Here is a 15,291-nt window from a genome sequence, read left to right on the forward strand (position 1 = left end):
CAACCACCGGCTAATGTCTTGCATCCCTCCGGGATGCCCAAGACTTTCGCTTTCGGCCATTTCCACGTGTGGCAGAGAGCAACCGGCAGCTTGGGGCGCGAAAGAATACGTCCACTTCATTAGCAGGAGAAAGACCATGACCAGCGGTGGCGCGGTACGGTTGCGCGGGGGCATCCCCCTCACACGACGACGTTCTCCAGCTCCCAGCCCTTGCGGAAGCGGGGTTTTACATACTCGTTGGCCTGGTCGTTGTTGGTGAAGCGGAGGTTGTCGCCGTCCCACAGGAGCTTCTCGTTGGGGAAGCGCCAGCAGATGGAGCCGAGGAGCAGCCATTCGGTGAAGGGGCCGCCGATGGTGAAAGGGGAGCAGTTGGGGTCGCCGCCCTTGCAGGCCTGGAGGAAGTCCTCGTAGTGGCCCTCGCGGACGCGCGGGATCACGCGCGCGGGCTTCTCGTAATCCTTCATGCGCGCCTTGGGCAGCAGGCTGACGCTCTCGCCCCGGCCCTTGGTGCCGATGAACCCCTTGGTGCCGACGAAGATCTCGTTGAAGTCCAGCACGTCCTCGGCGGTGAGGCCCTCGGGCGGCTGGAAGGCCGCCGCCATGTCGCCCTCGTACCAGTAGACGGTCACGGGGGGCATCTTGCCCGCCGGGACGTGGGGGTTGGGCCGCTCGGGGAACTCCATCTTGCAGGAGTAGTGGGGGAAGGTGACGGGGTTCACGCCCTTGACGGCGGTGCATTCGACGCTGGTGGGGCGGCCGAGCTGGAGCGCCCAGTTGGCCGGCCCGAGCTGGTGGATGCCCCAGTCGCCGATCATCTGGGAGCCGTAGTTGAGGAAGCCGCGCCAGTTGATGGGGTGGATCTTGGAGCTGTACGGGACCTCCTCCGTGCGGCCCATCCACAGGTTCCAGTCGAGGGTGGACGGCACCTCCTCGGCGGGGGGCCACGCGGTGATGTCGCGGGAGAACCCGCCGCCGCTCATGGAATGGACCTCCACCACGTCGCCGATGTCGCCCCGCCAGATCATCTCGCAGGCGCGGCGGGTCGCCTCGCTGGAGTAGCCCTGGTTGCCCATCTGCGTGACCACCTTGTACTTCTTCGCGGCGTTGGTGAGCAGGCGCGCCTCCCAGACCGTCTGCGTGAGGGGCTTCTGGCAGTGGACCGACAGGCCGCGCTCCATGGCGCGCAGGGCGATGCTCGCGTGCATGTGGTCCGGCGTGGTCACCGTGACGGCGTCCAGGTTCTTGTGCTCCTTGTCCAGCATCTCGCGGTAGTCGCGGTACACCTTCGCGTTCGGGAACCGCTTCACCATCTCGCCGAGATGGTTCGCGTCCACGTCGCACAAAGCATAGATGTTCTCGCCGCTCACGCCGTCCACGTCGCCGCCGCCCATCATGCCGCCCACGCCGATGCATCCCATGCTCAGTTTGTCGCTTGGGGCGGCCTGCCCCGACCCCGCCAGCACATGGCGGGGGACGATGGTGAACAGCGGGAATGCCGCGGTGGCGGCGGCCAGAAACGCGCGCCGCGTGGTCTTCAACGTCTTGGGGGATTCCTTGCTCATGATGGCTCCTTCCCGGTGGGGGGTGCGGTCCGGCGGGCCGGACGATTCCGTATTAGCCCCTAACAGGGCGTGTCACTGCAAATCCGCCGGCGCGGCGGCGATCTCCAGCCGGTTGCTGATGTACATGTGCTGACCGCGGAGGGAGATGCCGCTGCGCATGGTGTTGGGCTCCGGGACCATGTGCTCCGGACGCGGCGTCACGCCGGGAATCTCCGGGAATCCATACACGGAGGCGAAGGCTTCAAACACCGGCGGGTCGCCCGGCTCGGTCTCCAGCACCACCTCGTAGCCGTCTGCGGGGAAGAGCTCGAAGGAGAGGGAGAAGGGGTCCTTCCCGGGGGTGGTCGGAACGCCCGCGACGGTGGCCGCCGTCACGGGTGCGCCGCCGGTCTGGCGCAGGTCCACGTTTCGGGGCGCATCGTGGGCGAAGAGGCGGAGGGTCACCCGCCGCTTCCCGTCCACCGTCTCGTCCTTCAGCAGCTCGGCGCGGACACCGCGCAGGCTTTCGGCCACGGGTGCCTCGGCGCGGAGGTAATGGTCACCGTGCGCCCAGGGGAGCAGGTCGGACACGGGGGCGCGCAGGCCCTTGGGGAAGAACTGCCTCGTCCACTCGTCCACCTTGACGTCCTCGCTGAGCCAGAAGGCCTTCCCGGAGTCCAGGTCCGCGGTGTACACCACGGAGTTCATCAGGGGCCGGTCCTTGCCTGGCTTTCCGATCAGGAGCCCCGCGCCCAGCAGCGCGAGCGACAGCACGGCGGCGGCCGCGCCCAGGGCCCACGAGCGGCGCACCCGGGCCAGCAGCGACATCACCGGCATGAGTGTGAGCAGGATGACGACGACCAGCGCGGCGAGGATGGGCGCGCCAAGGATGTTGATCATCCACATGAGCTGCTGCCATCCGGGCGGCAGGATGCACAGGGCGGGCGTGGCGAAGAGGGCCGCGGCCAGCAGGAGGCCCGGGCCGGGCTCGCCTTTCCGGCTTCCCGCCAGCAGCAGGAGCAGCGCGCCGGCGCCGAAGATCACCGGCCAGGTGAAGAGGTACGCGCCGCCCGGAAACAGCAGCGCCGTCCCCGCGACCAGCGGGCACAGCCAGGCCATCGCGGCGGCCTGAAGCTCGGCGGCCCGGAGCCGGCGGGCCGCGGGCACATGGATGAACAGGGACACCGCCAGCGCCATGAAAAGGAAGGCAACGCAGAACAGGTTGCCGTCGTAGAGGGCGCGCGGTTCGGGGACGTAGGTGAGCTTCACCGTGTAGAGATGCACCACGTTCTCATAGCCGAACACGACGCAGAACATGCCGAGCGCGAGCAGCGCGGCCGCGCCCGCCGCCGCGGGGAAGAGCAGCAGGGCCCTCACATAGCCCCCCAGCGTGATGCGGCGCGTCACAAGCCCGGCGAGGGTGGCCAGCAGCAGGGCGGCGACGGCCAGAACGGCCAGGGGTTTCTCCCGGGAGAGGGGGTACTGGACCATGTTGAAGCCCAGCGTGTTGAAGTAGACGTCGTTGCCGCCGTCAAGGTCCACCGTTGCGAAGTCCGCGTTCCCGAAATGCCCGATGGTCCCCATGACATGGGCGCCGAAATGCTGGATGCTGTCCGGGTCCATGTGCTCCGGCGAGTCGTTCATCGTGTGGTACCACATGAACTTGTCAATGTACGCGACGTTGTACCCCTTCATGCCCGCGTTGCGGAATTTCGTGAAGTCCCCGCCGAAGGGCGACGCCTGGTAGATGGCGAACATGAGGGAGCTGGACACGGGCAGCGCGCCGTGGGCCGAAGCCGCGCGCAGCTCGCGGATGTGCCCGCTGTTGCCCGAGGAGGTCTCAAAGACCAGGGCGGTCCCGCGCGTGCCGCGCACGTCGAGACAGCTCATGACCCCCACATCCGCCGCCAGGGGGTGTGTGCAGAAGCCCTGCGCGCCGTAGCCGCCGATTTCCTCCGCATCCGCGAAGACAAACACCACGTCGTTGCGCGGGCGCGGGCGGTTCATGAGGGCGCGCGCCGCCTCCAGCATGGCCGCGCACCCCGCAATGTCGTCCGTGGCCCCCGGGCCGTAGGGCACTGAGTCGTAATGCGCGCTGAAGGCCACCGAGCCCGTGTTGTCCGTGCCGGGGATGCGCCCGATCACCGCCTGATGGAGACGGACCGTGTTCCCGTTCACGGCGGGCTTGGACATGAACTCCGCCTCCACCCCCAGGCGGCGCAGCTCCTCCAGGAAGTACTTCGCCACCTCGTCGTTTTGCCGGGATCCTGCGGGATGCGTCACGGCGGAGCACGCGAACCCGTGCGCAATCGCGCGGTGCGCCGAGAACTGGTCCGCCGGGGCGTCCTTCGGAAGCCCCTTCGGCGGCCGCTGCGCCAGCACGCCCAATCCGGCAAGACCCGCCGCAAACAGGCAGGCGGCCGCGGCACACACTATGGGGAGACGATTCGGGGACATGTTTGCTCCTCTGGGCTGTCCGGCCGTCATTTTGGGAGAAAGGCCGGCCGCCACCTTCTGTTTCGCCAACTTCCCACTTGAGAGGGACTTGAGACGCCGTCGGCGGGTTTCATGGCGCGTGGGTGGGCGGTGCGGCCTTCTTGGCCGCCGCCTTCCCCAGCACAAACTCCAGCGCCCGGGTGGCGTCGGCGTGGTTGGTCTCGTGGCCGCCTTCGGGTTGGGCGATCACCAGCACGTCGCGCCCGAGGGCCTTCAGTTTCTCCGCGAGGCGCCTCGCGCCTTCCGGGGGCGTCACGTCATCCTTGTCCCCCACCGTCAGGGCGACGGGCATGGTGAGGCGCTCCGCGTTCAGTTCGGCGCTGCGCTTCCGGTATTCCTCCGGCTTTGACGCCTTGTCCCCGCCGAAGGAGGCGCTGATCGCGTCCTGGAACCCCTCATACTCCACATGGTTCGCCACCGGGTTCAGGGCGACCACGCCGTCCACCAGGTCCGGATGGAGCGCGGCGAAGGTGAGGGCGGCGCTCGCCCCCATGGACCCGCCCGCCAGCACCACCCGCGCGGGCCGGTGCTGTTTCCGGTATTCCCCGAGAATCTGCACCATGTCCGCCTCGGCGGCGGGGCCCATCCAGGAGGTTTTGGCCCGGTAGTCCGGCGAGAGCATGGCCATGCCGTGGCGGTCCGCGGCGTCGCGCAGGGCGCGGCACTCGTCGCGCGGGTTCTCGATGAACTGCCACCGGTCCGACCCGTGGCCGTGCAGCGCGATGATCACCCCGAGCCCCTCCGGCCCCTCCGCCCCCGGCGGCAGCCGGAGGACGTAGCGCTGTTCGGTACCGTCAAAGGCGGCGGTGAACACAATGTCCGCGGGCGGCGCGGAGAGCAGGAGAAGGGCCGGGAGGGCGAGGAAGAGGGCCTTCATGTCCGCGCCTCGATGCGGTCGGTGAACAGCGCCTCTGCCAGGATGGCGTAGCCCTCCGCCGCCGACAGGTAGGGGGTGTGCGGCACGCGGTGGGTGAGCAGGTCCCCCCGGAAGGTGCCCTCGCTCGCGTGGCGGTGCAGGCCCACCCGCACCGGCGCGCCCGTCAGGAAGGCCAGAATGGCCGTGATCCGGGCGAAGAACTCCAGGTCCACCGTGGCGTCAATCCGCAGCCGCCGGCACGCGGCGACCATCCGGACCGTGTCGAGGACAAACGGAAAAAACCCTGTGTCCCGGATGGTCAGCACGTTCTCCCGGGGCACCAGGTCCAGAATGTCCACAATTTCCCGGTTCTTCGCGAACACGCACACGAAGACGTCTTCCCGGCCCAGGCGCTCCGCCGTGTTGGCGATGGCCGGGGCCGCGAGAAGGGTGGCGCCCTGCTCGGCCGGCTTGAGAAACATGACCCGCGTGACGGGGCGCCGCGAATGGTCGCCAATAACCAGCCCGGCCATCTTGCGCAGGATGGTCAGCACGGCGCACAGGGGGATGCCTATCCACCGGTCCACCACTCTGACAAGTATCATCGCCATGGTATTACGTCCCGCCGTTCTTCGCTTCGGGCGCCTCAAAAATGATCAGCGCCCACCTGTCGGTCACCTGCCGCGTTTCATACACCCGTGTGTCCATGTGCGGCGCCAGTTTCTCCAGCAGCCTCGTCTTCACGAGAACAAGCTGCGCGCGCCCCGTGTTCCGGCCTTCCTTCACCGCGTCCTGCGCCTCCTCCACCCGCAGAGCGCGCATCCGCTCTCCCGTGTAGAACTGCAGTCCGTACAGCTCGTCCTCCCCCAGCACGAGCAGGTCGTGCTCCGGGAACTCCGCCAGGGCCGGGGCGAGCTTCGCGGAAAGCTGCCGCATGTCGTGCGGGGACTCCACCCGCGCCGCAACCCCCTTGGCGGCCACCACTGCCAGCGCGACCGCGACGGCCAGCCGCAGCGGGGCGCGCCGCCCGAGGGCGCCGTTCTCCACCAGATGGTCCAGCCCCTTCCCCAACGCCAGGGAGGCGGGCACAAACAGCGGCAGTAGGTACAGCGCCAGCCGGGAGGTGGACAGGGAAAACACCGCCAGAGGCCCGAGGATGCCGGACACGATGAACAGCCACTCCGCCGCATGGGGCCAGCGGGTCACCCGCAGCCACTGCCCGGCGGGCCAGGGGATGCCCCGGCGGCGGAGCAGGACCAGCGCGGTCCACGGCAGGGCGCCGAACAGCAGCACCGGCCCGTAGACCGTCAGGGGCTTGTACAATTCGGGGTTCCGGTCAAACTCGCCGTAGAGGTTCCGGCCGATGGTCTCGTGCAGAATCCAGTAGTCCCTCAGCTCCGGGTGCTGGACCATTTTCACAATGAACCAGGGGAGCCCCAAAGCGGCGAACACGAGGGCCCCCGCCAGCAGGTGCCAGACGGGGAATGCCTCCCCCCGCCGCCTCAGGGGAACATAGGTTGCGGCCACGGCGATGAGCGCCAGCAGCGCCACGGGGCCCTTGGTCATGAACCCCGCCCCGACCGCCGCGCCCAGCGCCAGGGCGCTCCACAGGCGTTTTCCCCGCACGGAATACCAGAAGAACAAGGCCGCCGCCGCCATCCACAGCGCCAGATAGGTGTCGGTGGAGAGCGCGTTGGAGGCCCCCGCCGTGAAGGGCGATGCCGCATACACCAGGGCGCACCACGCCCCCGTCCGCCGGTCCCACACCAGCGTGCCCAGGCGGAACACGATCAGCACGGTGAGCACGAAGGCTGCGGACAGCCCGATGCGCGCCCCCCAGGCGTTCTCGCCCAGCACGGCCATGCCCGCCGCAGTGGCCATGTAGGTGACCGGCGGCTTGGTCCAGTGGGGTTTTCCGTTCAGCACGGGCGCCCAGAGGGCCCCCGCCGCCGCGCTCTGGCGGGCACACTCTGCGTAGCGGCCCTCGGTGGACTCGTAGAGCCCCCGGCTGCCCTGAAAAAGGAGCGTGGACAGCCCCGCCAGCACCAGCACGAACAGCAGGGGCCGCCGGACAAAACACCGCTCCAGTCCCCCCGCCTGTCGCGGGGCGCGGGGCGCGGAATCGGTGTCCAGGGCTTCTGTCATGAATTAACCAACCTCGTCTTTCCTCCGGCCGCCGCGCCCGGGGATTCCGGACGCCCCCTCACGCCCCCCCCTGAACGGGGGGCACCGGGCGGACAGGGGAAAACAATACAGCAAACGCGCGTTTCCGTCAAATCGCGGGGCGCTTTCGCGTTGCCCGGGACCGGCCGGGTCGGCTACACTGGTTCCTGACTTCGGGGATGGAGTCCCCCGCACAACCGCCTGACCCGGGCTGATGACTCCTGGCGGACAAGGGTCGGAACGTCTGTTGTCACGCGGAAGGATGCCTGAAGTCATGCAGAAACTGATGTTGCTGGCCCTGGCGGGGGCCCTGGGAACCCTGGCGCGGTATGGGTTGGGCGGTCTCGTCCAAAGGCTCGGGGGGGAAGGTTTTCCCTGGGGCACCCTGGCGGTCAATCTGGCGGGGTGTCTGGCCGCGGGCCTGCTCTGGACCCTCTTCGAGAACCGATGGTCCGTCTCCGGGGAGACGCGCACTGTGGTGCTGGTGGGGTTCATGGGGGCGTTCACCACCTTCTCCACCCTGATCTTGGAAACCGGGCACATGGTGCGGGCCGCGGAATGGGCCCACGCCGGACTCAACCTCACCCTGCACAACGGACTGGGCTTTGCGGCCCTGTTCGCGGGCATATTCCTCGGCCGGATGTTCTAAAGGAGGCGGTACCATGAAACTTCCCCCAGAGTCCTGCCTGTTGCGCATCTTCATCGGCGAGAGCGACAAGAAGGACGGGATGCCCCTCTATGAGGCTCTGGTGCGGGACGCCCGCGCCCGGGGGCTCGCCGGGGCGACGGTCACCCGGGGCTTCCTCGGCTTTGGGGCCAGCAGCCGCATCCACACCGCCAAGGTGCTGCGCCTGTCGGAGGACCTGCCCGTCGTGGTGGAGATCGTGGACGCCGAGGAGAAGATTCAGGCCTTCCTGCCCGAACTCGACGCCCTGATCGCCGACGGGCTCGTGACCATGGAAAAGGTCCGGGTCATCGTCTACCGCCACAATGGCGGGACCACGTAGCGCCGGCGTCCCGCCGGCCCTGGAACGGCAGGCGTTTTCCTAGAACCGCCCGCAGAGGAAGGTCTCAAGCATCCAGCCGTTGAAGTCGTCCTGCTGGTCGTGGAAGAAGAGGTAGCCGCCGAGGGCGTTGAAGGTGAAGGTGTCCGACAGGGGGATTTCCACGCCCGCGCGCGGGCTGGCCCAGAACAGGTGGAAGATGTCCTTCTGGCGGATGCGGAAGGCGTCGCCCGTCAGGGGCGTCCACATGCGCACCTCGGCCTCCGACAACTGCCGGGAATATCCCGCGTTCATCTCCGTCACGGGCTTGGTTCCCTTCAGCGCGCCCAGAATCCCCTTTTCCGTCTTTTCCGGGCGGCCCCAGGGCCACCAGCGAATGGACGCCCCGGCGTTGATGGACTGGCGGGTGAAGTACACCTTGGAGGAGACGGGAAACAGGGGGGGCAGGCCGTAGGTGTCGCGGTTGCGGATGGTGCCCTGGCCGCCGCCCGCATAGACGGTCCACGCGAGGGACTCGTTGATGTCGCGCCCCACGCCCAGGGTCAGGTCCCAGATCATCCAGTCGTCACGCCAGTCCTGGAAGGTGGTCACGCGCCGCCAGCGCGGGAACAGCAGGCTGAACAGGCCGTTGATCTGCCGGTCAATCCGGCTTTCGGAGGTTTTCAGCTTGTTGTGGTAGTTGGACGTGGTGACGAACCAGAACCAGTCGCCGGGTTCTTCCTCGTCCGCTTCGTCCTCCTCCGCACCGGCGGCGGGGGGCGCTTCGGCCTCTACGGCGGCGGTTTCCACCGCGGGGGCGGCGGGGGCCGCCTCCTCCGGGGCTTCGGTGTCGGCGGCGCGCGCGGCCGCGCAGGCCGCCAGCGCGAGGCACAGCAGGAACACGCGGGTCATGCCGGTTCTCCCGTGGTTGTCCGCGCCGCCGCGCGCGCGGTGTTCAGCCGAGGGGCAGGGCGGTGTCGGCGAAGTTATCCATGGCGCGGGAGGCGCGCATGTTCTTCAGCGCGTCAAAGGCCCTGTCAAACGCGACGGTCACCTGCTCCTTGGCGCAGTACCGCCGCCAGGTCACCGTGCGGTCTTCCATCTCCTTGGCGCCGACCACCCAGACATTGGGAATCTTCCCGGTGACGGCATTGCGTATCTTCTTGTTAAAACTCTCCTCCGAGTCGTCCGTCTCGACGCGGAAGAAGTCGCCGCAGAGGCGCTGCTGGAGTTCGGCGGCGTAGGGCGCGAAGTCGGCGCTCACGGGCACGATGCGGACCTGGACCGGGGCCATCCAGGTGGGGAACGCGCCGCCGTAGAACTCGATGAGGAAGGAGATCATGCGCTCGTGGGTGCTCAGGGGGGCGCGGTGCAGGATGTAGGGGCGCTTGCGCTGGCCGTCGCGGTCGGCGTAGGTCAGGTCGAAGCGCTCCGCCATCACGAAGTCAAGCTGGCAGGTGGAGACGGTCTCCTCGCGGCCCATCAGGTTCTTGATCTGGATGTCCACCTTGGGGCCGTAGAAGGCGGCCTCGCCGCGCTCCTCCTCGTAGGCCACCCCGAGGTTGTGCAGCACCTGCCGCACCGCCGTCTCCGACTGGTCCCACGCTTCGTGGTCGGCCACGAACTTGTCGCTGTCCGGGTCGTGCAGCGACAGGCGCACGCGGAAGTTGCCGAGGCGCAGGTGGGCATAGTACTTCTGGTACATCTGGATGACGCTGTGGAACTCCTCCTCCACCTGCTCCGGCGTGCAGTAGATGTGCGCGTCATTCATGGTCATGGCGCGCACGCGCAGGAGCCCCGAGAGGGACCCGTGCTTCTCGTAGCGGAAGTCGTTGCCGTACTCCGCCAGCCGCAGCGGCAGCTCGCGGTAGCTCCGGGGCCGCGCCGCGTAGACCTTGTGGTGGTGGGGGCAGTTCATGGGCCGCAGGTAGTACTCGTCGTTCTCGTCCACCAGCATGGGCGGGAACATGCTGTCCTTGTAGTAGGGCAGGTGGCCCGAGCGCAGGTAGAGCGCGCCGCGCGCCACGGACGGCGTGCTCACCCGCTGGAACCCCGCCAGGAACTCCTCCTCCTTCGCCCACTTCTCCAGCTCGTCGCGCAGCACGGTGCCGTTCGGCATCCATAGCGGGAAGCCCACGCCCACGTCGGCGTCCTGGATGAAGATGTCCAGCTCGTCGCCGAGCTTGCGGTGGTCGCGCTCCATCGCCAGCTTGCGCCGCGCGACGTAGTCCTTCAGCTCGTCCTTCGACGCGAAGGCCAGCGCGTAGATGCGCGTGAGCATGGGGCGCTTCTCGTCGCCGCGCCAGTAGCTGCCCGAGATGCGGTCCAGTTTGAAGCAGCCGCGCGGGACCTGTCCGGTCCGCTCCAGGTGCGGCCCCTCGCACATGTCCGTGAAGGACCCGCTGGTGTAGAACGACAGGTTGCCGCCGCCGGTCTTGCCCGTCTCCACCAGCTCGCGGGCGTACTCGGCCTTGTAGGTCTCGCCGCGCTTCTCGAACCACGCCAGCGCCTCCGCCAGCGGCATCTCGCTCCGCTCAAACGGCGCGTTCTTCCGCAGGATCAGCTCCATGCGCTTCTCGATTTCCGGAAGGTCGGCCTCGCCCAGGGGCTCGCCGCCGAAGTCAAAGTCGTAGTAGAACCCGAACTCCACCGGCGGGCCAAAGGCCAGCCTGGCGTTCGGGCGCAGCTCCAGCACGGCCTGGGCCATGATGTGCGCCAGCGAGTGGCGCAGCCGGTACAACTGCTCTTGGCCGTCCTGGGACTTGTCACATTCCTCGCACATGATGCACGTCCTTCTTCCCCGCGCGGGTCCGATGCGGCGGCCCCGTGCGGCGGTTGGTGTGAACGAAAAACCCGTTCTGAAAAGCCCCCCCGGCCATCTTCCCGGGCCCCATTCTGTCACGGAAGCCCCCGCCGCCGCAAACCGGGGGCGGGAATTCGGCCCAAGAAGGCGGTGGCGGCGGATAACGGGGCGTTTGTGAACACGAGATTGCTTCAGGCGCTTCGCTTCTTCGCAATGACGAGAGAAAACACGTCTTGGCGAGCGGAGCGAAGCCATCTCGTTCCCGCGACACCCCGTTTCTCGCGCGTCGTACTCGGCGATGGGAGACCCCCGCCGTCTTGAACCCTACGGAATCTGGATGGTCTGGTTCACCGGCTTGCCGTTGCGCAGGATCGTCACGTTGAACTGCTTGACGTCCTTGAACTGCGGGGCCATCATCATGATCTGGTTGATGTCCGTGGGCTGGATGCCGTTCACGTTGGTGATGATGTCGCCGTCCTGGAAGCCCAGCTCCTTCGCGAAGGGGATCTGGCTGATGTCCGTCGCCGTGAAGCCCAGCGGCTTGCCCGACTCGTCCGTGGCGATCCGCGGCTGGTGGCGCATGATCAGCGTGCCCTCGTTCACGCCCTCGGGCATCTTCGCGCCCGCGGGCACGGTGAAGTTGCTTGTGTAGACCTGGTCACCCTTCGCGGAGACGGACTTCACCTCCTCCTTTTCCGGTTCCGCCGGCTTTGCGGGGGCCGCCTCCTCCGGCTTCACGCTGTACTTGAACTGCTCCCCGCCGTGGCTGCGGCGGAAGTCCCACGGCGCGAGCGGCGCCGCCTCCTTCCAGATGCCCTTCCCCTCCGCGATGGCCTGCGCGTTCAGCTTCTTCAGCGACTTGTCCCCCGGCGCGTTCTGGTCGTCATACCACGCCAGTCCCTCGCCCACCAGCAGGTGGCTCAGGCCCACCTCGCCCGCCACCACCACCGCCACGGCCACGCCCAGGTTGTCCTTCGTCAGCACGTCCACCCGCACCGGGTTCCCGGCGATCGCCGCCACCGCCGCCGCCTTCGCCTCCTCCGCCATCGGCTGGCCCGGCTCCGGCGCGTCCGCGCCGTACAGCCGCACATCCACCGGCGTCCCCTCCTTCAGCACCTGGTACTTGTCCGCGCTCGTCATCGTCGCCACCGCCCCCGTGAACGACTCCGCCACCTTCAGCCCCAGCAGTTCCTCCGTTGAGGTAGGCGCCGCGGCGGCCGGCTCCGCAGGCGCGGCCTCTGCGGGTGCCGCCTCCGTGGGTGTTGCTTCGATCGGCGCCGCTTCCGCGGGCGCCGCCGCCTCGGCGGGGGCCGGGGCCGCCTCCTGCGCATGCGCCGCCATCCCGGCGGTCAGACACAGCACCGCCGCAACAAGAGCCCACATCCCAAATCCCTTCATCACGCAATCCTCCAGTGTCCCGCCGTTGTCCCGGGGAAATCCCAAGCGGCGGACCCGGGGGCATTATACGCCCTTGATAGTATCCGGGGAAATCTGCGGCCTGGAGGCCATTCCTCACCCCAGGAACGCGGGATCGAAATCCTTCCAGACGGGGTCGTATCCGGCGCGGCGGATGACCTCGACGACTTCGGCGGGGCTGCGGGTGTCCTCGACGGCGAACTGTTCTAGGACGCCGGTGTCGGCGGCGGCGTAGCCGCCGGGGCGGGTGCTGGACCCGGCGCTCATGGCGGTGATGCCGAGGGGGATGAGGCGGTCGCGGAGTTCGGCGGATACCCGCGAACAATGGTTGAATCCACAGCCCACCTTATGCTAGCTTCAACTCATGATGGCACGTCGAGGAGCATCCGCAATGTCCAACATGCTTCACAGTAGTAGTGTGCTATGTATGGGAGGATATGTTCGTTGTTATGTGGTGGTGCGAGAGTGCCTATAGAGGTCATTACCCCGAGAAGAAGGTTGGTCAGACATATTTGGTAGATCATGTGTAAATGTATAGACTTGAGGAACAACAGGTGGAATAGTTTGATGGGTGAACTGGAATTGCAATCATTAGGATCGTGGGCCAGTATAGTTGGAGTAGCGCTTTCAGTCTTTGGATTCTCAGCAACAATATACAACGTCACACGCACTAAATCGGCAGCTCGAAAGACTCAAGAAGCGGTTTCCATCTTGCGAACCGACATAAAGCGAATGGATTTAGTGTCAGATTGTTGTGCAGCAATATCTCTTATGGATCAGATAAAGGAAATGCATCGTCAAGGGCACTGGGAATTGTTGCCTGCCAAGTACTCCGCAACGCGTAGATTACTCATTCTAATTAAAGGTAATAGTGTCGGATTGACGGTGGAGCAGAGTTCAAGAATTCAAAGCGCCATCCTGACTCTTCGGGGAACCGAGGCTCAGATTGAAAAGCATATGCATAATAGGGATGGAAAAATAAACGTTCCGCGCATTAACAAGATAATATCAGACCATGCTGACCAAGTACAAGAACTGCTGATTTCCATCAAGGACAAAATAGGAAGGTAGCGAAATGAACACACCAGACATAACGACGGTTGTGGAAAGGCTGTATGCTCGTACGTCTAGCGGAGACTTGAAGTGGGAACAGACGGAGCAAGAGGGCGTGTATCAAACATCCTTTCCGAACTACTCAATCCGCTTATCGGAGGAGTATCCAGTAGAGGCTGGTGACGAGCCAATGGATTACTGGATTAGAATCTATAATTCTGATGGAATGTTGGTGACATCGTTTTGTGATAGGGATGTTTTTGAAGACTTCAAGAAGAAAGGAAGTAACGCATATCATGTAATGCGGAAAATGTACATTATGTCTCGAGATCAGTCCATGGGAGTAACGCGGGCACTGAATGATATATTGGATTGTCTCAGTGATGGTGATGCGCAATGAGATGTCAGGATTCTTGGCGTGATTACGTTGGAAGAATATGGTCGAATGCCGTGTTATTGTTTAGCTTTCTGAGACGTGCATCCGAAATCTCTTGTTAGCGCATGCATGTGGCAAGAATGTATGCGTATTGATAATTTACAAAATATAAGCGAAGTAATGTTCTCTGGAGAACGTGCTAATGCGTCATGAGAGCCGCAGATGGCTATATTACGAAGTCCTTCTTCTTTGCGCCCTGTTTTTGATTCTTGTTCTTTGTGCTTTTTCGCTTATTTTCTTAATTCTTGATATAGTTCCTAAGCATTTCGGAAAGCATTCTGGAGCAATGCTAATTTTGAGTATCGTCATGTTGGTTATTTTTTGCGGGATATCAGGCAAGCTTGTGGTTATCGGAAGGCGTAGAGTGGGAATCGCCCTATTCCTATTTGGGCTTTCTGCATTTTTCGGTTTCTTCTCATGGTTTCTTCACCCGGCGCAAGTATATGCCCGCGCAGACGAGCGGCTATATGATATTCTGACGTATATAGATAATTGCAAAACTGGACCAGATAGGGAGTCTCGTGACTACTATGGAAGGGCGGTGACGGAACTGCATGCTAGGAGACAAGAGGCTAATGCAATGAGGATTCGATCTGTCGGGGATCCAGAGTATTTTCAAGATCCCTTTGTTTCGTATATTTGCGCAATTATATCCGCAATTCTTGCAATCTATGCTGTGACTGCTATAATTGATAAGAGATGGATCAAGGATATTTCGGAACTGAATAAGTGATTTGCGGGTGAAATGGAAGTAGAAAGGTGAGTTTCTTGACTGTGCTTGGTGGCGTGTTTCTTTTGATTCAAGCGCTTTTTCAGGAATCTTTTTAGACAGCGGTCTGCACTTCTTTTTAGTAAGTTGGCAGATATCAAACAGATAGTGCTGCTATTAGATATATATCACCCCCTCCTTCTTTATTGTCATTGCATTCATTGTTTTTCGATGTGTGGGCCCTTGCCGGCAACCGGGAAAAGGATGGAAGGATCCACTTCTGCGCCTAGACACCGTCTTGACAGGCAACCGCTGGGTTCCCTGCCTTCCGCCAAGAACGCCTCGTTTACCCCAGAAACGCCGCGTCAAAATCCTTCCAGACGGGGTCGTATCCGGCGCGGCGGATGACTTCGACGACTTCGGCGGGGGTGCGGGTGTCCTCGACGGCGAACTGTTCGAGGACGCCGGTGTCGGCGGCGGCGTAGCCGCCGGGGCGGGTGCTGGACCCGGCGCTCATGGCGGTGATGCCGAGGGGGATGAGGCGGTCGCGGAGTTCGGCGGGCTCGCGGGTGCTGAGGTTGAACCCGGCCTCGGGCAGGAAGAGGCGGGTGGCGAGAATCGTCTGGACGAGTTCGGCGTCGCCGAGGGGGTGGGCGATCTGGAACCGGGGCGGGGTGTGGCGGAGCCGGGGGAAGGACACGCCGACGGCGCTGGTCCAGCACGCCTTTTGGAGGTGGCGGGCGTGGAGGGCGGTCCAGAAGGCCTCGGCGGGCCATTCGCCCAGGCCGAGGAGGGCGCCGACGGTGATGCGGCGCGCGCCCGCGCGTCCGGCGCG

15 protein-coding genes are annotated in these 15,291 nt (G+C 64.8%); 5 read left to right on the plus strand and 10 right to left on the minus strand.

Annotated features, from left to right (window positions below; genetic code table 11):
* Positions 1-179: 179 nt before the first annotated feature.
* The 5 genes from GXY15_01015 to GXY15_01035 form a co-directional block, all read right to left on the minus strand.
* Entirely contained in the window at positions 180-1,562 is a 1,383-nt protein-coding gene (locus GXY15_01015) for a Gfo/Idh/MocA family oxidoreductase (GenBank protein ID NLV39797.1), read from the minus strand.
* A gap of 72 nt (positions 1,563-1,634) precedes the next feature.
* Positions 1,635-3,998: a M20/M25/M40 family metallo-hydrolase gene (locus GXY15_01020; protein ID NLV39798.1), complete on the minus strand. Its 2,364-nt coding sequence runs from the start codon at positions 3,996-3,998 to the stop codon at positions 1,635-1,637.
* A 109-nt stretch (positions 3,999-4,107) separates the two neighbouring features.
* Positions 4,108-4,914, minus strand: coding sequence for an alpha/beta fold hydrolase (locus GXY15_01025; protein NLV39799.1), 807 nt, complete (start codon positions 4,912-4,914; stop codon positions 4,108-4,110).
* Positions 4,911-5,504, minus strand: coding sequence for a hypothetical protein (locus GXY15_01030; GenBank protein NLV39800.1), 594 nt, complete (start codon positions 5,502-5,504; stop codon positions 4,911-4,913). The genes GXY15_01025 and GXY15_01030 overlap by 4 nt, the downstream gene beginning before the upstream one ends.
* A 4-nt stretch (positions 5,505-5,508) precedes the next feature.
* Entirely contained in the window at positions 5,509-7,038 is a 1,530-nt protein-coding gene (locus tag GXY15_01035; GenBank protein ID NLV39801.1) for a phospholipid carrier-dependent glycosyltransferase, read from the minus strand.
* A 292-nt stretch (positions 7,039-7,330) separates the two neighbouring features.
* Here GXY15_01035 and GXY15_01040 point away from each other — a divergent pair, with 292 nt between their 5' ends.
* On the plus strand, positions 7,331-7,705 hold the full coding sequence (locus tag GXY15_01040; protein ID NLV39802.1) for a CrcB family protein: 375 nt from the start codon (positions 7,331-7,333) through the stop codon (positions 7,703-7,705).
* A gap of 13 nt (positions 7,706-7,718) precedes the next feature.
* Positions 7,719-8,063, plus strand: coding sequence for a DUF190 domain-containing protein (locus GXY15_01045; GenBank protein ID NLV39803.1), 345 nt, complete (start codon positions 7,719-7,721; stop codon positions 8,061-8,063).
* 39 nt (positions 8,064-8,102) lie between these two features.
* On the opposite strand, the gene GXY15_01050 is transcribed toward GXY15_01045, so the two are convergent.
* The 4 genes from GXY15_01050 to GXY15_01065 form a co-directional block, all read right to left on the minus strand.
* On the minus strand, positions 8,103-8,951 hold the full coding sequence (locus tag GXY15_01050) for a hypothetical protein (protein NLV39804.1): 849 nt from the start codon (positions 8,949-8,951) through the stop codon (positions 8,103-8,105).
* Between the two features lie 43 nt (positions 8,952-8,994).
* The gene (locus GXY15_01055; GenBank protein ID NLV39805.1) at positions 8,995-10,821 is read right to left on the minus strand and encodes a threonine--tRNA ligase; all 1,827 of its coding nucleotides are present in this window, start codon (positions 10,819-10,821) and stop codon (positions 8,995-8,997) included.
* A 345-nt stretch (positions 10,822-11,166) separates the two neighbouring features.
* Positions 11,167-12,240, minus strand: a complete 1,074-nt coding sequence (locus GXY15_01060; GenBank protein ID NLV39806.1) for a hypothetical protein — start codon at positions 12,238-12,240, stop codon at positions 11,167-11,169.
* Positions 12,241-12,354: 114 nt separating this feature from the next.
* On the minus strand, positions 12,355-12,603 hold the full coding sequence (locus GXY15_01065) for a hypothetical protein (protein ID NLV39807.1): 249 nt from the start codon (positions 12,601-12,603) through the stop codon (positions 12,355-12,357).
* A gap of 222 nt (positions 12,604-12,825) precedes the next feature.
* Here GXY15_01065 and GXY15_01070 point away from each other — a divergent pair, with 222 nt between their 5' ends.
* The 3 genes from GXY15_01070 to GXY15_01080 all read left to right on the plus strand — a co-directional run bounded on the left by GXY15_01070 (position 12,826) and on the right by GXY15_01080 (position 14,480).
* Positions 12,826-13,329 carry a hypothetical protein gene (locus GXY15_01070; GenBank protein NLV39808.1) on the plus strand — a complete coding sequence of 168 codons (504 nt, stop codon included), beginning with the start codon at positions 12,826-12,828 and terminating at the stop codon, positions 13,327-13,329.
* Between the two features lie 4 nt (positions 13,330-13,333).
* On the plus strand, positions 13,334-13,711 hold the full coding sequence (locus tag GXY15_01075) for a hypothetical protein (protein ID NLV39809.1): 378 nt from the start codon (positions 13,334-13,336) through the stop codon (positions 13,709-13,711).
* A gap of 178 nt (positions 13,712-13,889) precedes the next feature.
* On the plus strand, positions 13,890-14,480 hold the full coding sequence (locus GXY15_01080; protein NLV39810.1) for a hypothetical protein: 591 nt from the start codon (positions 13,890-13,892) through the stop codon (positions 14,478-14,480).
* 322 nt (positions 14,481-14,802) lie between these two features.
* Here GXY15_01080 and GXY15_01085 read toward each other — a convergent pair.
* Positions 14,803-15,291: 2-iminoacetate synthase ThiH (locus tag GXY15_01085; protein ID NLV39811.1), on the minus strand; the 489-nt coding region annotated here is incomplete at its 5' end.

The organism is Candidatus Hydrogenedentota bacterium, from assembly GCA_012730045.1.
In the GTDB taxonomy this organism is placed as follows: Bacteria; Hydrogenedentota; Hydrogenedentia; order Hydrogenedentales; family CAITNO01; genus JAAYBR01.